Origin of the sequence: Flavobacterium sp. (genome assembly GCF_043760115.1) — a bacterium.
Classification (GTDB): domain Bacteria; phylum Bacteroidota; class Bacteroidia; order Flavobacteriales; family Flavobacteriaceae; genus Flavobacterium.
In genome coordinates this window covers 1-19,731 of the sequence record NZ_JAYUPK010000169.1, presented here as the reverse complement: position 1 = coordinate 19,731, position 19,731 = coordinate 1, and the positions used below count along the sequence as shown (strand labels likewise).

Annotated in this window: 18 protein-coding genes; 7 read left to right on the top strand and 11 right to left on the bottom strand. The window is 29.4% G+C overall.

Translation table 11 applies throughout. The features are described from left to right. Nucleotides 1–339: 339 nt before the first annotated feature. The 3 genes from ACH2BC_RS14290 (at nt 340) to ACH2BC_RS14280 (ending at nt 3,015) form a co-directional block, all read left to right on the top strand. Nucleotides 340–1,305: an OmpA family protein gene (locus ACH2BC_RS14290; RefSeq protein ID WP_395054812.1), complete on the top strand. Its 966-nt coding sequence runs from the start codon at nt 340–342 to the stop codon at nt 1,303–1,305. A gap of 85 nt (nt 1,306–1,390) precedes the next feature. Next, nucleotides 1,391–1,849: a DUF1569 domain-containing protein gene (locus ACH2BC_RS14285; protein ID WP_395054810.1), complete on the top strand. Its 459-nt coding sequence runs from the start codon at nt 1,391–1,393 to the stop codon at nt 1,847–1,849. 125 nt (nt 1,850–1,974) lie between these two features. Then, on the top strand, nt 1,975–3,015 hold the full coding sequence (locus ACH2BC_RS14280; protein ID WP_395054808.1) for an aldo/keto reductase: 1,041 nt from the start codon (nt 1,975–1,977) through the stop codon (nt 3,013–3,015). A gap of 161 nt (nt 3,016–3,176) precedes the next feature. Here the strand turns inward: ACH2BC_RS14280 and ACH2BC_RS14275 are convergent, their stop codons facing one another. The 11 genes from ACH2BC_RS14275 to panC form a co-directional block, all read right to left on the bottom strand. Continuing rightward, entirely contained in the window at nt 3,177–3,560 is a 384-nt protein-coding gene (locus ACH2BC_RS14275; RefSeq protein ID WP_395054806.1) for a hypothetical protein, read from the bottom strand. A gap of 90 nt (nt 3,561–3,650) precedes the next feature. Continuing rightward, entirely contained in the window at nt 3,651–5,060 is a 1,410-nt protein-coding gene (locus tag ACH2BC_RS14270; RefSeq protein ID WP_395054804.1) for a PQQ-dependent sugar dehydrogenase, read from the bottom strand. A gap of 581 nt (nt 5,061–5,641) precedes the next feature. After that, nucleotides 5,642–7,279, bottom strand: coding sequence for a DUF4139 domain-containing protein (locus ACH2BC_RS14265; RefSeq protein WP_395054802.1), 1,638 nt, complete (start codon nt 7,277–7,279; stop codon nt 5,642–5,644). A gap of 3 nt (nt 7,280–7,282) precedes the next feature. Further along, on the bottom strand, nt 7,283–7,906 hold the full coding sequence (locus ACH2BC_RS14260; RefSeq protein ID WP_395054800.1) for a hypothetical protein: 624 nt from the start codon (nt 7,904–7,906) through the stop codon (nt 7,283–7,285). Further along, complete coding sequence (locus ACH2BC_RS14255; RefSeq protein WP_395054798.1) at nt 7,906–8,532, bottom strand: hypothetical protein; 627 nt, start codon at nt 8,530–8,532, stop codon at nt 7,906–7,908. The genes ACH2BC_RS14260 and ACH2BC_RS14255 overlap by 1 nt, the downstream gene beginning before the upstream one ends. 59 nt (nt 8,533–8,591) lie before the next feature. Next, nucleotides 8,592–9,056, bottom strand: coding sequence for a hypothetical protein (locus ACH2BC_RS14250; RefSeq protein ID WP_395054796.1), 465 nt, complete (start codon nt 9,054–9,056; stop codon nt 8,592–8,594). Nucleotides 9,057–9,097: 41 nt separating this feature from the next. Continuing rightward, nucleotides 9,098–10,459 carry a DNA repair protein RadA gene (gene radA / locus ACH2BC_RS14245; protein WP_395054794.1) on the bottom strand — a complete coding sequence of 454 codons (1,362 nt, stop codon included), beginning with the start codon at nt 10,457–10,459 and terminating at the stop codon, nt 9,098–9,100. Between the two features lie 111 nt (nt 10,460–10,570). Then, the gene (locus ACH2BC_RS14240) at nt 10,571–11,722 is read right to left on the bottom strand and encodes an alpha/beta hydrolase (RefSeq protein WP_395054792.1); all 1,152 of its coding nucleotides are present in this window, start codon (nt 11,720–11,722) and stop codon (nt 10,571–10,573) included. A 60-nt stretch (nt 11,723–11,782) separates the two neighbouring features. After that, nucleotides 11,783–12,742 carry a YbhN family protein gene (locus ACH2BC_RS14235; protein WP_395054790.1) on the bottom strand — a complete coding sequence of 320 codons (960 nt, stop codon included), beginning with the start codon at nt 12,740–12,742 and terminating at the stop codon, nt 11,783–11,785. Nucleotide 12,743: 1 nt separating this feature from the next. Beyond that, nucleotides 12,744–13,094 (bottom strand): aspartate 1-decarboxylase, encoded by a 351-nt coding sequence (panD, locus tag ACH2BC_RS14230; RefSeq protein WP_395042904.1) that lies wholly within the window; start codon nt 13,092–13,094, stop codon nt 12,744–12,746. Between the two features lie 28 nt (nt 13,095–13,122). Then, a complete protein-coding gene (panC, locus tag ACH2BC_RS14225) occupies nt 13,123–13,968 on the bottom strand; it encodes a pantoate--beta-alanine ligase (protein ID WP_395054788.1) in 846 nt (281 codons plus the stop codon). A gap of 107 nt (nt 13,969–14,075) precedes the next feature. On the opposite strand from panC, the gene ACH2BC_RS14220 reads away from it, so the two are divergent. From ACH2BC_RS14220 to ACH2BC_RS14205, 4 genes are all read left to right on the top strand, one after another. Beyond that, nucleotides 14,076–14,879 (top strand): glycogen/starch synthase, encoded by an 804-nt coding sequence (locus tag ACH2BC_RS14220; RefSeq protein ID WP_395054786.1) that lies wholly within the window; start codon nt 14,076–14,078, stop codon nt 14,877–14,879. 16 nt (nt 14,880–14,895) lie between these two features. Beyond that, a complete protein-coding gene (locus ACH2BC_RS14215; protein ID WP_395054784.1) occupies nt 14,896–16,536 on the top strand; it encodes a DUF4270 domain-containing protein in 1,641 nt (546 codons plus the stop codon). A gap of 10 nt (nt 16,537–16,546) precedes the next feature. After that, nucleotides 16,547–18,391: a glutamine--fructose-6-phosphate transaminase (isomerizing) gene (glmS, locus tag ACH2BC_RS14210; protein WP_395054782.1), complete on the top strand. Its 1,845-nt coding sequence runs from the start codon at nt 16,547–16,549 to the stop codon at nt 18,389–18,391. Nucleotides 18,392–18,682: 291 nt separating this feature from the next. Further along, a partial coding sequence (locus ACH2BC_RS14205) for a carboxypeptidase-like regulatory domain-containing protein (RefSeq protein ID WP_395054780.1) occupies nt 18,683–19,731 on the top strand: 1,049 nt, incomplete at its 3' end.

Here is a 19,731-nt window from a genome sequence, read left to right as displayed (position 1 = left end):
TCACAATTTTAAAGTAAAAAGAGTTCCATTTCCATCACGGCTAAGAAAAATTTCAATTTCAAAAATCAATATCAATTTCAAAAATCAATCTCAATCTCAAAAATCAATTTCAAAAAATCAAAAATCGTTAATCTTCAATCAAAAATCAAATCCAATAACATCAAATTTAATATTCAAAAATTTAATTTAACAATAAAAAACTTGGCGTCTTTGAGTCTTTGTGGCAAAAAACCCGAAACCATTTTTGTCAATAACAATGTCAACAACATTTTTAAATACTAGATTAACTACAAGTTGTATAAATTAATTTTGGTAGCAATATTAAAAATTAAAAAAACAATGATTAAAAAAATAACAGCAGGATTATTACTTCTTGCGCTATCAACATCGTGCGTATCTAAAAAGATATACAACGAACTAGAAAATAAATATGCCGATTTAAAAAAAGAAAATAGAACACTTGCCGATGGAAATGAAGATTTAACAAAATCTAAAAATCAATTAGAGCAAGATTTAAACGCTTTAAAACTAGAAAGAGACAAATTAAAACTAGAAAGAGATAAATTGCAAGCCGATTTTTCAGCATCCGATAAAAGTTTAAAAACACTTCAAGCATCGTACAACGCATTAGAAAAAGACAGTAACGATGCACTAGAAACCAATATTAATAAAAATAGAGAATTGCTAGCAAAACTAGAAACCAAAGAAAAAGCACTTGCAGCAGAACAAGACAGATTAAACAAATTAAAAGCCGAATTAGAAGCAAGTTCTAAACGATTAAGCGAACTAGAAAATTTCATTGCTGCCAAAGATGCAAGTATGAAAAAACTAAAAGAATCACTTTCTAAATCGCTAAAAGCATTTGAAGGAAAAGGTTTGACTATAGAACAACGCAACGGAAAAGTATATGTTTCTATGGAAAATAAATTGCTTTTTGCCACAGGAAGTTGGGCAGTTGGCACAGAAGGAAAAGTTGCTGTTGTAGAAGTTGGAAAAGTCTTGGCACAAAATCCAGACATCTCTGTATTAATTGAAGGTCATACCGATAATGATAAAATTCTAGGAAATATTGGTGGCGGAATAGAAAGTAACTGGGATTTATCTACAAAACGAGCTACGGCAATTGTAAATATTTTATCAGAAAACAAAGGTGTAAATAAAGAAAATCTTACTGCTGCAGGAAGAGGAGAATTTGCACCATTACTAAGCAACGACACACCAGAAGGAAAAGCAAAAAATCGTAGAATAGAAATTATATTAACTCCAAAATTGGATGAGATTTCTAGAATGCTTAATGAACTTTAGGAGAGTTTAAAGTTGTTTAAGGGTTTAATGTTTAAAAGTTTAAAGTTGTTTAAGTGTTTAAAATTGTTTAAATCTACCAATTACCATGCAAAAATTAAATAATTTACTTAACGAGCTAGAAAACAACATTCCAAATCTAGAAAAAAGCAATCTAGCAGTTTCCAAAGCTAGTGTTGGTTGGCAAATAGATCATTGTTTGTTGGTTTTAGCAAGAATAATTTCGGCTTTAGAAAAATCTAATCCAGATGATTTTAAACCTAAATTCAATATGAAACGGTTTATAGTTTTTACAACAAACACCATTCCAAGAGGTAAAGCCAAAGCTCCAGAAGTTGCAATGCCAACAGGAGAAATATCTATAAATTCTTTAAAAGAAAACTTAGAAAAAGTAAGAATTAAAATTTTAAAGCTAGAAACGTTTCACAAAAACAACTTTTTTCCGCATCCATATTTTAATGATTTAAATGTAAAACAAACTCAAAAATTTCTTGTTTTGCATACAACTCATCATCTCAAAATTATTAGAGATATTGTAAAACAATAATTTTAAAAAAGGTTCTAAAGTAGTTTTTAGAACTTTTTTTAACATAAAATTCTAAAAGCAAAATTCTAAATCTAAAAACTATGTTTTACTTTTACACAAAATAATTTTTCACATTTCATTAGAAAATGAATTACACCAATCTTCCAAATACATCAATAAAAATTAGTAAGATTTGCCTTGGCACAATGACTTTTGGTAACCAAAATAGTGAAGCCGAATCGCATTCGCAATTAGATTATGCTATAGAAAGAGGCATAAATTTTCTTGACACTGCCGAAATGTATCCTATTGGTGGCAACGGAACTATTTTTGGAAGTACAGAAAGACACATTGGAAGCTGGATTAAAAAAATTGGAACTTCGCAAAGAGAAAAAGTTATTGTTGCCACTAAAATTGCTGGTCCAAATCGTGGTTTAGAATACATTAGAAAGCCATTAGATTTTTCTAAAAAAAGCATTTACGAAGCAGTAGAATTGAGTTTAAAAAATCTTCAAACAGACTATATCGATTTGTATCAAATGCATTGGCCAGAACGTGTTATGAATATGTTTGGGCAAAGAGGAGTTTCTAAAATTGATACTAATTGGCAAGATAATTTCTTCGAAGTATTGTCTATTTATGACAATTTAATAAAAGATGGGAAAATAAATAGCATCGGAATTTCTAATGAAAATCCGTACGGAATGATGCGTTTTTTACATGAAAGTGAAAAACATAATTTACCCAGAATAGCTACAATCCAAAATCCGTTTTCATTATTAAACAGATTGTACGAAGTTGGATTATCTGAAATTTCTATGCGAGAAAATGTTGGCTTATTGGCTTATTCTCCATTAGCTTTTGGCTTTTTATCTGGCAAATATTTACATGGTTATCCAGAAAATTCTCGTTTAAAATTGTTTCCAAATTTTGTTAGATACAACAACGAAAATTGTTTTAAAGCAACAAAATTATACCAAAAATTGGCAGAATCTAATGGTTTAACGATTACTCAAATGGCTTTAGCATTTGTAAACCAACAGCAATTTGTAACTTCTACAATTATTGGTGCTACAACATTAGAACAATTAAAATACAACATTGATGCTTTTGAAATAGTATTATCTGACGAGATTTTATTTGAAATAGAAAAAATTCAAGAGTTGATTCCTAATCCAGCACCATAGTTCAGTGTTCAGTAATCAGTGTTCAGTGATCAGTTTTTAGTGTTCAGTAATCAGTGTTCAGTTTCTAGTGTTTAGTTGTGAGTATTTAATTGTGAATTTTAGTTTTTGCGTGAAGTTCGTCATTCCGTAGGAATCTCAATAGTATCAATTAAATATTCAATTTACAACTTAATATGAATTGCTTGTAAACTTTCATTTCCAACTACACTTGCTTTGTGACCATGAATTTTATTATTAAAAACAATAGTTTCAGGTAAATTGTCTTTTGCTATAAAAGATGCTCCAATAGTAAAAATTTTAGATTCTCCATTTTGCAATTCTATTTTTAAACTTCCTTTTTGTATAGTAATAAAAGTTGCATCGCCAGTCAAATGAAAATCGGTAGTATAACCAACATCACTTTTTCTAATTCTAAAATTTTTAGACGGAATTTGATTGGTTAAAAATAAACCACCTCTTTGTTCTACTGTAAAATCAACTTCAGAAAAAATTGAAATTCCGTCTTCATTTACAGTAATTATTGGAATTATAAAAGATTCATTCATAAGAAAAAATTTATTCAAAAAGAAAAATTCACTCCAAAATTATAAAATAAAATTGAAGTGAATTTCGGTTTGTATAAAATTTTAAATCTTTTAGTTGATTACTAATTTACTAGTAAATGAATTTCCAGATTTATCTTCTAAAACCACTAAATACAATCCGCTAGAAAGAGAAGATATTGATATTGAAGTATTTTCGTTTTCTATATTTTGAGAAAGCAATTTTTTACCAGAAATGTCAAATAATTCTAGATTAGAAAGTTCAATGTTTTTAGAATTTTTAATAAAAAATTCAGATGTTGCAGGATTTGGATACAATGAAAATCCATTTTTTTCAAAACTTGAAGTTGAAAGCGAAGTATCTGTAACTTTATACATTGTACCATTACTTCCCAAAACTAATATTTCACCATTTATATCTTCGCCAAAAGTTGTAATAAAGTTATTTGTAGAAAATGTTGTAGAATACGTGATTGCGTTTGTAGTAGCGTCTAGATATCCAATTCTGTTTAAACAATAATCTGCAAAAATATATTTGTTTAACAAATTTGGATATAAACTTCCAGTATATAAATAACCACCAGTAATTGAGCAACTTCCGTCAGCATGAGAATATTGACCTACAGGCGCAACCATAGTGTTTTGAGCTACGCAACCAGATGTATTATAAGATAAATTTCCTTCATAACAACGCCAGCCATAATTTAATCCAGTATTTGGTAAAGGACTTACTGTTTTGTTAATCTCTTCAGCATTTTGTTGACCAACGTCTGCAATCCATAAATCGCCATTTAATCTATTGAACGAAAATTTCCAAGGGTTTCTTAAACCTCTTGCCCAAATTTCTTCTTTTCCTGCTTGTCCAACATAAGGATTTGTGCTTGGAATGGAATAATTCAATGCTCCATTTGTGCCGTTAACATCAATACGCAACATTTTTCCTAAAAATACTCTAGTAGGATTTGCAACATCAATTGTTAAATTTTGAGAATATCCTTGAGGATCGCCACCACTTCCACCATCACCCATTCCGATATATAAAAATCCATCTGGACCAAATCTTAAACATCCACCATTATGATTGGCGTATGGTTGGTTTATTGTCATTAAAATTGTTCCAGTTGTGTTGGCAACATTTGGCGTTGATGCTAAATTTACACTGTATTTTGCAATAACAGTATTTCCTGCGGTATTCGTATAATTTACAAAGAAAAGTCCGTTGGTTGCATAGTTGGGATGAAATGCTAAACCAAGCAAACCTCTTTCGCCACCAGTACTTATAATTGATGATAAATTTAAAAAAGGAATAGAATTTACAACTCCTGCTGAACTTACAATTCTAATCAAACCTCCTTGTTGTACAACAAAAAGTCTTGAATCATTAGCTGGATGATTTATTTCTACTGGAGATGAAAACCCAGTAGCAAATTGATTTAGAACAAATGTTTGTGAGAATCCAAATGTGGAAACTAAAGTTACGAGTAATAGTAGGTATTTTTTCATAGCTTATTTTTGAAAAGTAAAAGTATGAAAAAATGTAATAGGTTAGTTATTAATGAGTTAAAATTTTAATTAATTTATGTTTTGTTTAGTTTGGTTTTTCGTTTTCTTTCTAATTTCTTTCCAATTACTTGTCATTCTGACGAAGGAAGAATCTCTACAAACAATGCTTTAAAATTAGGGTTTAATTATTTGCTTTGTATTTGGCTCACGGATTGAACGGATTAAACTGATGTTCACGGATTTTAATTTTTATAATTATTTTCTCTCCAACTAGTTTGTCATTCTGACGAAGGAAGAATCCCATGTATAATTTTTACTTTAGTTGTAGAGATTCTTCGTGCCTCAGAATGACAAAGTTTGAGGTTAAAAAATCGCTTAATTTCAAAAATTGATTTTAAATTAATAAAAATCTCCAATAATTTCCACACAGTTTGTCATTCTGACGAAGGAAGAATCTCATGTGTAATTTTTGCTATAGTTGTAGAGATTCTTCGTGAGATTCTTTCTTCGTCAGAATGACAAAGTTTGTGTGAAACCCGAAACCCGAAACCCGAAACTCGAAACTCGAAACCCAAAACTAATTATAGATTTTCAATAATTTTATCTTTAGGATATTTTACTTTATAACTTATTCGTATTTTCTTGGTTTCATTTGGCGCAAGCTTTAATTGCCAAGTTAAAATTCCGGTTTCAACATTTACTTTGGCACTTCCATCTTCAAGTAAAGTTACTGTAATTTCTTTATCGGTACTTATTGGATATTGATCTTTCAACAACATATTTACAGCTTCTTTCTTGTTGTTTCTTAGTGTTAAATCATAGGTAAAAGTTTGCTCTTTGAAGGATGATAAGAACTTTGTTCCAGATTTATCAGCCACTTTTTCACGTTTAATATTAATTTTTTTATCTCTTCCCATACTTAAATTTAAAGTATCAGATGTTTGATTAGGATTTATAAATGTCTTGCCAACATACATGCCTTCAAAAATAATATTCGCTTCGCCTGGCAATAAATTGTATTTAGAATAATCTTCAATTTCTGCTAGTAAAAATGCTTCTTTTTCTACTCTTGGCGCAGCATAATATTTGTAAGTTGCTGGTAGTTTTATTTCTTTCAAGGCAACGCTGTGTACTTTTCCATTAGATAAAATATCATAAGGAATGTCTATTTCGAAGGATACGTTTAATTGGTTTTCGTTGATGTCTGTGTAATTAGAAATGTTAGAATCGTTAATTTCTTCATATCCTGCATTTGCTGTTGTATCAGAATATTTGAATTGAGCAGGTTTACTTTGCAAAACATTCATAACCGAATTTGAATCACCATCTCTATAAACATATCCATTAGAGAATTCCTGATATCTCAAAAACCAAGCATTCAACAACGGCGCTTGATTATTTTGGTTAGGATTTCCGCTAGACAAAGTTAGTTTTACTTTTTTCCAATCAATTCCTGAGTTTTGAACAACTTGTGCTTTATACATCATATTTATTGGAGAAGTAACATTATCGGCACGTAAATCGTAAAATGGTGTCCAAGTTGCTGAGTTGGTTATGTAAGTAATATCAAGCGGAATTGTACCTGCAACGTCATTCATTACTTGTATAATCAACTTACCATAAGATGTTTTTTCTTCATTTTTGGTATTGGTTTCTAGTTTGTTATTTAGCAAAGCCAATTTTTTATTTAACGCAACTTCTTTTTCTTGAAGTTCTACAACTGCATTGTCTAGTTCAGTTCTTTTGGTTTTGTAATAATCTACAAGTTTCATTAACTCGGTAACATTTAATCCTGAATTTGCTCCTGCAACGGATTGATTTTGATCTAAAAGTCCAATAGTTTGTTGGTTAGAATAAGTAAGAATTTGAACTTTTTTAATTTCTTTTTGAACCAAAGTAATACTGTCTCTTACTTTCTTTATGGCTGGCGAATTTTCGTCTACTTCAAATTCTGATATATAATTATTAGTAAATTGAACTGATAAAACGGTTACAGAACTTGGTGCGCCAATTTGAATTGTACTTTCGTTTAAATTATTAGCCACATTTTTAATTACAACTTCGCTTGTGCCAGCAGGAAGATTTAAAGAAGTAGTTTGCAATAATTCGGCAGCATTATAATAAACTGTAGCCGATTTTACTTTAGCCGTTGCAAAAATTGGTTTTTGAGCAAATGAAATTGCTGAGAATAATACCGTTAGTAAAAAAAGTTTTTTCATAATTTATTTTTCTATTTTTTTATAATATTCATTTTTAGTTTCTATGTCTTCTATCCAAATTTTGGTTGCAGTATTTTTTGCTTTTATTTTTAGGAGTTCTGCATTAGATAATTTACTTTTAATAGTTTGGTTGGTAACGCTTTTTAGCGTTTTTGGATAACAAGAACGCAATAACTTAATACCTTTTAATACTGTTTTATAATTTATTTGCTCATAATTATTTTGCCCAGTTACATAACAAGTTTTGTTTTTATCTTTAGTAATAACAAGTCCAAATGTTCTGTTTATTGGATATATTTTTTTAGTTTTTAGGTCATATTTCAACGTAAAAATTTGCTCATCGTTTACAGTAGGATTTGATAAAGAATTATACCTTCCAAGATTTTTAGGAATTAAATTATCTACAAAAACTTCTTTACCTTTTGCAATATTTTTATTTGAAGTTTCATTTATTGCAACTTCATTAATTGTTACTTTAAATCCAAGTGAATCGGATTGAGTTACTTTTCCATAAAAAATAACGTCGGCATGTAAAATTGTATTGTATTGCGAAATTGCAATTCGTTTAATGTTTACACCAAATGCCAAAAATGTAAATGTTATTACTATTAAAATTATTTTTTTCATTAGTTTTTAAGTTTTTTATAATAGTTGTTTCTGCTTTCTATTTCTTCAATCCAAAGTTTAGTTGCGCTATTAGATTCTTTAATTATTGACAATTCAGTATCAGTAACTTTAAATTTAAATATTTCTTGATTCCATAAATTTTGAGAATTAGCAACGCATTTTTTCAGCTTTTTAATGCCTTCAATAACTTTTTTAGGTTCTAATAATTCTTGTTTTTGACTGCTATTGACATAACATTTATTGTCTTGATTTTCTAAAACAGCAATTCCAAAACTATAATAAAAAGCAACAATTTTTTTAGTTTTTTCATCCTGTTTTAATGTAAAAATAAATTGAGTATTTTTTACTGGAGTATGAGTATAATTATAGCGTCCTACATTTTCAGGATATAAACTGTGTGAAACAAAAATTTGTTTGGTTTTAAAAAGGTTTTTATCTGATGTTTCATTAACAACTTCTTCATTTACTGAGGCATAAAATCCAAGCGAATCGACTTTGGTTATTTTACCCAAGAAAATCACATCTGCATATAAAACAGTATTTACTTGTGGCACCATCGCAATTTCTTTTTTTGATACAAACGAATACATAAAAATTGTAGAAAATAGAATTAGAATATTTTTCATAATTATCTTTTTATATATAGAGTACTTTTTTTAGAAAAAGGTTGGGACGTAATTTTAAATTAATTGGATTTTTTTATTTCTAATCCAACTCCTATAACATTTGGTAAATAATCTCCTTTATAACTATTAGAAATAGTAACTTTATAATTTCCTTTTTCAAATTTAGATTTTTCTTTTATTTTGAATTTTAAATCACAAATATCGCCAGAGCAATCTCCAATTTCTTTTCCGGAACTATCTTTAATTAATAAATCAATTGTAAATTTTTCTTGTTTTCCTTTTGGATTTTCTATTACAAAATCTATTGGAATGCTTGCAAATTGATAATCATAAACGTGACTAAAATCAAATATCATGTCATACAATTGTGCAGCATCATCTATAGAAAATTCGAAAGTTTTGGCATCAGATTTTAACCAACGATTATCTTCTTTATTTTTATAAAACTCGTTATGTACAGAAGATTTATTACAAGAAATTACTAGAAAAAAAGTAAAAAGAGTAAGCAATAGTTTAGTTTTCATAAAGAGCTGTTTTTAGTAAAACGATAAAAAGTAATCAATTATTATCCAAACAAATTTTCTACAACTTCTTCAATTTTAGAAACTAATATTACTTTAATTCCAGGAAATTTTGTTGCAATTTTATTATATTTAGATACAAATATGGTCGCAAAACCTAATTTTTCTGCTTCTTGAATACGTTGTTCTACTCTGTTTACTGGACGAATTTCACCAGAAAGCCCAACTTCTCCTGCAAAACAAACGTCTTTTGGTACAGCAATATCTTCATTTGACGAAAGTATTGAAGCCACAACTGCCAAATCTATTGCTGGATCATCTACAGAAATTCCGCCAGTTACATTTAAAAAAACATCTTTTGTACCCAATCTAAAACCTGCACGTTTTTCTAAAACTGCTAGTAACATATTCAATCTTTTGGCATTATAACCAGTTGTGCTTCTTTGTGGCGTTCCATAAACTGCGGTTGAAACCAATGCTTGAATTTCTATCATTAACGGACGCATTCCTTCTAATGTTGAAGCAATTGCAGTTCCAGAAAGTTGTTCTTCTCTATGCGAAAGTAAAATTTCTGAAGGATTGGAAACTTCTCTTAAACCTGAACCTAGCATTTCATAAATTCCGAGTTCTGCTGTAGAACCAAATCTGTTTTTTAAACTACGTAATATTCTGTAAACGTGATTTCTATCGCCTTCAAATTGTAGAACAGTATCAACCATGTGTTCTAAAATTTTTGGTCCGGCAATGCTTCCATCTTTAGTAATATGACCAATTAAAATTACAGGAACATTACTTTCTTTGGCAAATTTTATCAATTCTGCTGTACATTCTCTAATTTGAGAAATACTTCCTGGTGATGATTCAATATAATCAGTATGAAGTGTTTGAATGGAATCTATAATTACAATTTCGGGTTCAATTTCTTGAATTTGACGAAAAATATTTTGCGTTTTAGTTTCTGTAAGAATATAACAATTATCTCCATTTGGAGTAATCCTTTCGGCACGCATTTTTATCTGTTTCTGACTTTCTTCGCCCGAAACATAAAGTGTTTTATAAGGTAATTTTAAAGAAATTTGAAGTAAAAGTGTACTTTTTCCAATACCAGGTTCGCCACCAAGAAGTATTAAAGAACCAGGCACAATGCCACCACCAAGAACTCTGTTTAGTTCGCCATCAACTGTATCCATTCGCACTTCTTGTGCAGCATCTATTTCGGCAATTTTTAACGGTTTGCTTGCTTTTTTAACCTCACTTGTAGTTGGTTTCCAACTTGCTTTTTCTTCTTTTTGAATTATTTCTTCTACAATAGTATTCCATTCTTTGCACGAATTGCATTGTCCTTGCCAACGAGCATATTGCGCTCCACAATTCTGACAGAAAAAAGAAGTTTTTACTTTAGCCATTTTATGCTGAACTAGTTTTAGTTTTTATTTATGCTGAATTCAGTTCAGCATCTTATGATTATGCTGAATTCAGTTCAGCATCTTATGATTATACCGAACTTATTTCAGTATTTATTTTTTTATTTGTACTCTAAGTTCGTCTGCTTTGTTTAACATCATATCTTTAGTTAAACTACCAATTTCTTCCATCTGAAATGCATTTTGATACGTTTTAGCTGCTCTTTTAAAATCGCCTGTATTTTCATAATACATTGCTAAATGATAATCGCCAAGCATGGTTTTAGGATACATTTTATGAGAAAGTTGCGATAATAATTCAAATTCATTGTATGCTTTGTTTTTTAAAATTGCAGCTTCAATTGCTTTAAAATCATTGTAACGAATGTTCATTTTCATTCCCATAGCTTTTTCTAAAATATCATATTTAGCGGTTAAATAATCAACGTAACCAGATGGAAGTTTAACGATTTTTTCTTGAAATTCTGATGTAGATATTGGTTGGTAAGCCGCAAAAAATTGATACAATGCATTTGGAATTGAATGTAAAACCAATGAATAATGAGAAGCACCTTTTATTTCGTCAAATAAATAATTAAGGTTTTCATTTTTTATAGTTTTTATATTTTCGTCAAGAATTTTAATCTTTTCTTTCATTTTTTTAATATCGCCATCAGCAGATGATTGATAGTAAAAAATATTCTTTTTAATTGCAGATAATCTGTCGGCAACAATGTTTTCCATTTCCAATGGTAATTCTGGACTTAAAGAAATGTAAGCAGTAAACAATGGATCGTCTTTGTATAAAAAATAGTTTACAAAACCTGCTGTAACATCGTGACCAGCAATGATTTTGAATGGAGAAATTCTATATTTAGTTTGCAAATAAGGCAATAATTCGCCTCCAATAAATTCGAAAAATTTAGAACCTTTTGTATCTGGCAAACCAGTTTCTTTATCTACAGAACAATCAACAAATCGTTCATTATCTTTGTTTTGAGAAATTCCAACAATGATAACTTCTGGCAAATCGTCCCAATAATTTCCGTAACTTAATGCGCCTTGAAAAGCATCAAACAAATAATCGCCATCTAATAAAACTAGTACAGGAAAAGATTTTTTAGCATCTTTATCATAAGATGGAGGAAGCGAAATGGTTAATTCTCTGTATTTATCAAGTTTTCTAGATAAAATACTGTCTTTAGTTTTTTGAGAAAATCCAAAAGTTGTAAAAATAAGAAGTAGTAAAAGGTATACTTTTTTCATAATTTATTAAGGTTTGATTTGAATAAAACGTCTTCTATTAAAATCTAGCAATATAACAAATTATTTTCTATTAAATATAGGTAAATATAAAAACGATAATCCACCAAGAACTATGGTTAAAGATGTTTGCGAAGTCCAAACTAACCATCCAAAAGCTGTACCTGCAGTATTAGAAATTCCGTAAAGCATAAAAATTTGAGCCACAAGAACAGGAAAAGCTCCAAAACCACTATTTGTAAAACCTATGGCTAAAGTTCCGAAAACAAAACCAATAATTACTGCATTAAAACCAATGTTACTAGTTTCTTTTAGTGCGAAAATGGTAATGTAAAACATCATTAAATAACTAAACCAGATAAAAAAGGAATGAAACAAGAAAGCCCATTTTTTTTCCATTTTTAATATACTTGTCATACCTTCTATTAATCCAGATAATTTCTGCTTTAATTTATTGATAATTGACCAATTAGAATAAATCCAAATCAATACAAATCCGATAAAAAACACCACTCCAACAACTAATAAAATTAGTAATTTTTTAAACGGAATGGTTTCTAAAATAAAATTTTTTAATATGTCAAATTGTAAAATAAATGCAACAATTACAAACATAAAAAAGAGTATAGTATCTACAACTCGTTCGGCAATTATTGTTCCAAATGCCTTGTCAAATGGTACATCTTCATATTTTTTTAAAATAATTGCTCTAGATATTTCTCCAGATCTTGGCACTGATAAATTCATAAAATAGCAAGCGCAAACTGCCATTAAATTATTTTGAAATTTAGATTGATAACCCATTTGTTCTATGGAAAATTTCCATCTGTAGGCACGAGAAATAAATCCGAAAGTTGCTATAATTAATGACAAGAAGATGTAAAAATAATTGGCGTTTTTAAAATATCCTTTTATTTCTAATAGTTGTTGTGCTGTAAACGAGTTGTATTGATAAACAATAAGTGCAATTCCTAATGCCAACGGAATTAGTATTGAAAGCCATTTACTTATTGTTTTTTTCAAACTATTTTAAGGAATTATCAACTTCGTTAGGAAAAACTAGCCAAGGTTTAAAGGTTTTGGCTTCTTCAAAATCTAAAGTTGCATAAGAAATAATAATAATAATATCGCCAGCATGAACTTTTCTTGCTGCTGGACCATTTAGGGTAATTTCTCCAGAATTTCGTTGACCTTTAATTGCGTAAGTTTCAAAACGTTCGCCATTATTGATGTTTACAATAGATACTTTTTCACCTTCAATTAAATTGGAAGCATCCATTAATGCTTCATCAATGGTAATACTTCCAATGTAATTTAAGTCGGCGCCAGTTACTTTAACGCGGTGAATTTTAGATTTTACTACTTGAATTTGCATGGGACAAAGTTAATTTATTTTTTTTATTTTAAAGAGAAATTGTATCAATCAATCTAACATTATTAACAAAAACGGCAATAAATGCTCTGTAATTTATAATTTCACTTTTTCTTTTACATGTTTTTAATGTTTGTTCATCGGCAATTTCAAAATATTCCAATTCAAATTTTGACTGATTTTTAAACACATTAATTACATATTTAGAAACCTCATTAGCAGTTTTCGTGCCAAATAATTCTTTGGCAGTCAATAATGTTTTATAAATTAGTGATGCTTCATTTCTATCTTCTATAGATAATCTTTCGTTTCTAGAACTCATTGCCAATCCGTTAGATTCTCTAAATATTTCGCAACCAACAATTGTTACAGGTAATTTATATTTTGTTGTTAACTTTCTTACAATTTGTAATTGCTGAAAATCTTTTTCTCCAAAATAGGCATTGGTTGGTTTTATTATTTCAAATAACTTTTTCACTACTGTACCAACGCCATCAAAATGTCCTGGTCTAAATTTTCCTTCCATTTGATTTTCTAATCCGTCAAAATTATAATGAATAGAAGTTGTATTTCCGTCATAAATATCATCAACAGTTGGAGCATAAACTACTATTTTATCTGATACCGATTTAACTTTTTCTACATCATTATCTAGTGTTCTTGGGTATTTAGCAAGGTCTTCTTGATTATTAAACTGTGTTGGATTAACAAAAATACTTACAACAGTAACAGAATTATTTTCTAAAGATTTTTTTAGTAAAGACAAGTGACCATTGTGCAAAGCGCCCATTGTTGGTACAAATCCTATTGTAGAATTAATACTACCAAGACTTGATAAATAATTGTTTAAACTTGCTTTATTGTTAAAAATTTGCATCGACTTTTATTTGAAATAGGGTACAAACTTACTATTTTAGTAAATAACTGCATAAATTTTTGTAATTTTGCCTGCTTTTATTTTAAATAAATAAACATAATACTGTAATGGAAGACAAGCGAATCTTGTATGTATCATCTGAAGTGGTGCCTTATTTAGCAGAGAACGAAGTTTCTCTTATGTCGTACGATGTACCAAAAATGATTAACGATCAAGGCGGACAAATTCGTATTTTTATGCCAAGATATGGTAATATAAACGAAAGAAGACATCAATTACATGAAGTTATTCGACTTTCTGGAATGAATTTAGTTGTTAATGATATAGATATGCCATTAATTATTAAAGTAGCTTCAATTCCTAAAGAAAGAATTCAGGTTTATTTTATTGATAACGATGAATATTTTAAAAGAAAAGCAACTTTTTCTGATGAAGATGGAGTTTTATATCCAGATAATGATGAACGTGCCATTTTCTTTGCAAAAGGAGTTGTAGAAACAGTAAAAAAATTAAATTGGGTTCCAGATATTATTCATGTTCACGGTTGGATGGCTTCAATGCTTCCAGTTTATATGAAACATTTTTACAAAGATGAAGCGTTGTTTTCTCAAACTAAAATTGTTAGTTCTGTTTACGCACAATCATTTGACGGAAGTCTAGATGTAGAAATGATAAACAAAGTAAAATTTGATGGAATTCCTTCAGATGCTGTTGAAAATCTAGAAACGCCTGATTATGAGAATTTAATTAAAACTTCTATACAGCATTCTGATGCAGTAATTATTGCTAGCGAAAACCTATCGTCAAGTTTAACAAAATTTATAGAATCTTCAGGCAAACCTTTTTTACCTTTCGCACCAAAAGAAGAATTTGCAGCAGCATATACTTCATTTTATAAAAATATGCTATAATTATAATTACAAAAACATGAAATTTAATTTCTTTTTTAAAACTTTTATTCTTGGATTACTAGTTCTTTTCGTTGCATCATGCGATAAAGAATTTACAGAAATTGGTGCGGATATTATTGGTGACAATCATTATGGTTTAGACAGTATTCCTAGTGAAGTTATTGCCTATAATCAAAATCTTGGGGCAGTTCAAACCAATAATTTACCCATAAATTCTTTAGGTGTTTACAACAATCCAGTTTTTGGAAAAACAACTGCTAGTTTTATAACTCAAGTAGAATTGGCATCGGTAAACCCAACATTTTTTGATACTCCTACTATAATTGTAGATTCTGTTTATTTATATGTTCCTTATTTTTCTACATTTGAAAGTACAGATGTTACCTCTGGAGATAGTTCTTATAAATTAGATTCAATTCAAAAAAACAATTCAGACTTAGCAAACAATAAAATTAAACTAAGTGTTTACGAAAATAATTATTATTTAAGAAGTTTAGATGCTGATACAGGTTTTACACAGGAGCAAAAATATTTTTCAGATCAGCAACCAGATTTTGAAGCAGCAATTGCAAATGGTGGTAACAGATTAAATGATGCAACTGATGCAAGTCAAAACGATCAATTTGAATTTAAAGCTACCCAAATAAAATTCTTTAAAAACAATGCTGATAATACACCAGGAACAACAACAGTAAGAGAACGTCTTGCTCCGGGTATGTTTTTAATGTTAAACAAAGATTTTTTTAAAAACAAAATAATTAATGCATCAGCAGATAAATTAATTAATAATAACAGTTTTAAAGAATATTTTAGAAGTTTATTTTTTAAAGTAGAAAATGCAACTGGTTCACCAAATGATGGTGCCATGGCAAAGTTAAATTTTGCTCAAGGCAAAATTACAATAATTTACAGAGACCAAATTTCGGCAACCAACACTACTAAAGAAAAAAAATCTTTGGTTTTAAATTTATCTGGAAATACGGTTAATACACTAAGCACTACTTGGACAAATCCTGTAACTTCACCAAACACAACTGTTGGAGACAATGATTTATATTTAAAAGGTGGCGCAGGTTCAATGGCAATTTTAGAATTATTTGGCGGACAAATTAATGATAATGCTACATTATTAAACAATTTAAGAAGTCAAAATGTTTTAATTAATGATGCTTACTTGGTTTTTTATATTAACAAACCGTTAATTGGAACAGTTGCTCCAGAACCAAACAGAGTGTATTTATATGATTTTACAAATAAAAGACCTTTGTTAGATTACTTTTTTGATGGTACAACAAGTGCTAAGCCAAAATATGGTAAATTTATTCATGGTGGAATTATAGAAAAAGAAACCGATGGAAGAGGAACTAAATATAAAATTAGAGTTACTAATCATATTAAAAATTTAGTAAAATATGGTGGTTCTTCTGTTGCAAAAGATTCTACAAATGTAAAATTAGGATTAGTAGTTACAGAAAATATAAATAATGCAAGTAATGCCAATTTAAAAAATCCATTTACTGCATCTGGCGTTACTAATAAATTGGTTCCAGTAATGTCTGTAATAAATGAACTAGGAACTGTACTTTATGGAACAGGAGTTGGTACACCAGAAGCTAAAAAAATTAAGTTAGAAATTTATTATACCAAACCTGATTAATTAAAAAATTATGTGTGGAATTGTTGGATACATTGGTCATAGAGAAGCATATCCTATAATAATAAAAGGATTAAAACGTCTAGAATATAGAGGTTACGACAGTGCAGGAATTATGCTTTTTGATGGAATAGATTTAAAAGTCTCAAAAACTAAAGGTAAAGTTTCAGATCTTGAAGAAAAATCTAAAGAAATTGAAACCAATGGTACAATTGGAATGGGACATACTCGTTGGGCAACTCATGGTGTTCCTAATGATATAAATTCGCATCCACATTTATCCAATTCTGGAAATTTGGCAATAATTCATAACGGAATTATAGAAAATTACGAGCCATTAAAAAAAGAATTAATCAATAGAGGTTACACTTTTAAATCGGATACAGATACAGAAGTTCTTATAAATCTTATTGAAGATGTTCAGAAAAAAGATAATTTAAAACTTGGTAAAGCAGTTCAGGTTGCATTAAACCAAGTGGTTGGCGCTTACGCTATTTGTGTTTTTGACAAACAAAAACCAGATGAAATTGTAGTAGCAAGATTAGGAAGTCCACTAGCAATTGGAGTTGGAGAAAATGAATATTTTATTGCATCAGATGCATCTCCGTTTATAGAATATACTTCTAATGCTATTTATCTTGAAGATGAAGAAATGGCGATTGTGAGTTTACACAAACCATTAAAAATTAGAAAAATTAAAGACGATTCATTAGTTGATCCTTACGTTCAAGAATTACAAATGAATTTGGAACAAATAGAAAAAGGTGGTTACGAACATTTCATGTTAAAAGAAATTTACGAACAACCAAATGTTATAAAAGATACTTACAGAGGAAGACTTCATGCAAGTACTGGCTTAATTCAAATGTCTGGCATAGAAGACAATCTTGAAAAATTTCTTCAAGCAGAAAGAATAATCATCATTGCTTGTGGAACTTCTTGGCATGCAGGTTTAGTTGCCGAATATATTTTAGAAGAATTTGCAAGAATTCCAGTTGAGGTAGAATATGCATCAGAATTTAGATATAGAAATCCAATTATAAATAAATCAGATGTAGTTATTGCAATTTCACAATCTGGAGAAACTGCCGATACTTTGGCTGCAATAAAATTAGCTAAAGAAAAAGGAGCATTTGTTTTTGGAGTTTGTAATGTTGTAGGTTCATCAATTTCTAGAGAAACTCACGCTGGAGCTTATACTCATGCTGGACCAGAAATTGGAGTTGCATCAACCAAAGCGTTTACTACTCAAATCACAATTATGACATTAATTTCTCTTCGACTTGCAAAAGCTAAAGGAACTTTGTCTAATTCAGATTATTTTAGATACCTTCAAGAGTTAGAATTAATTCCAGAAAAAGTAGCCGAAGCTTTAAAAACTAATGATATTGCTAAACAAATTGCAGCAATTTATAAAGATGCACCAAATTGTCTATATCTAGGAAGAGGTTATAATTTTCCAGTAGCTTTAGAAGGCGCATTAAAATTAAAAGAAATATCATATATTCATGCCGAAGGTTATCCAGCAGCAGAAATGAAACATGGTCCAATTGCTTTAATAGATGATAAAATGCCAGTTGTTGTGATTGCGCCTAAACAAGGTCATTATGATAAAGTGGTTAGTAATATTCAAGAAATAAAATCTAGAAGCGGAAAGATAATTGCAATTGTAACTAAAGGTGATACTCAAGTAAAAAATCTTGCCGATCACGTAATAGAAATTCCTGAATCATCAGATGCTCTTTCACCAATTTTAACTACAATTCCTTTGCAACTATTGTCGTATCATATTGCAGTTATGAGAGGTTGCAATGTAGATCAACCACGAAATTTAGCAAAGTCTGTTACAGTAGAATAATTATATTTATAACTATATTCAATTAAAGCGAGAACTATTTCTCGCTTTTTTTTGCAATTTTTTATTTTTTTTAATTATGATTTATTTAATAAAATTCTAAATTTTATATGTATGCATAGTAAATTTATCTTAATAGTATTAAAATGTTAAGAAAAGTTTAAAATTATTAAATTATCAAATAAATAACAAACATTGTTTTAAATTATAGATAGTGAAAATAAATTGCACTTTTTTTAGTAATTTAAAAAATAGTTGTATTTTGGCTACTTAAACCAACAAAATTTATACCTAATGAAAATTTATTATTTTATTTTGACACTGTTTTTTTGTGGCATTTCTTTTGCGCAAACTACAGTTTCAGGTTCGATAAAAGACAGCAAAAACGAACCAGTTCCTGGCGCCAACATCAAAATAGTTGGAGACGATTCAGGAACAATTGCTGATGGAGATGGAAAATTCACTTTAAAAACTTCAAAAAAACCACCTTTTACGGTTGAGGTTACAAGTGTAGGTTACACTTCTCAAAAAGCTCAAGTAACATCAGCTAATCAATCACTTGATGTGGTTATGCAATCTGAAGATACAAAGCTTGACGAAATTGTAATTTCTGCTTCAAGAGCTCCAGAAAGAATTAAAGAATCTCCAGTTACCATTGAAAGAATGGGAATTAAAGATATTAAAAAATCGGCTTCTCCAACTTTCTATGACGGATTAGAAAATCTTAAAGAAGTTCAAATGAATACGAGTAGTATGTCATTCAAATCTATCAATACACGTGGATTTGCAACTGTAGCTAACACAAGATTTTTACAATTAGTTGATGGAATGGATAATTCTTCTCCTTTATTAAACTTTGTTTTAGGAAATTTAATTGGAACTTCTGAAATTGATGTTCAAAGCGTTGAATTACTTCCAGGTGCATCTTCTGCATTATATGGTGCAAATGCGTTTAACGGAATTTTATTTATCAACAGTAAAAGCCCATTTACATCCCAAGGTATTTCGGCCTATGCTAAATATGGTCAAACCAGTCAAATAGCTGCTGGTGATAATCCATATTATGATTATGGAGTTAGAGCAGCCAAAGCTTTTACAAAACATTTTGCTGCCAAAGCCAACTTTACCTTTATGAAAGGTACAGATTGGTGGGCTAATAATTATACAGATCTTGCCAATCCTGGAAGAGACAGAAGCCATCAAAACTATAATGGATTAAATGTTTATGGTGATGAAGTTTCTACTAATATTAAAAATGTTGCAACCGGATTATTTAATGCTGGTGCAATAACTGGAGCTCAATTATCAGTATTTAATCAAATTTTACCAAACGAAAATGTTTC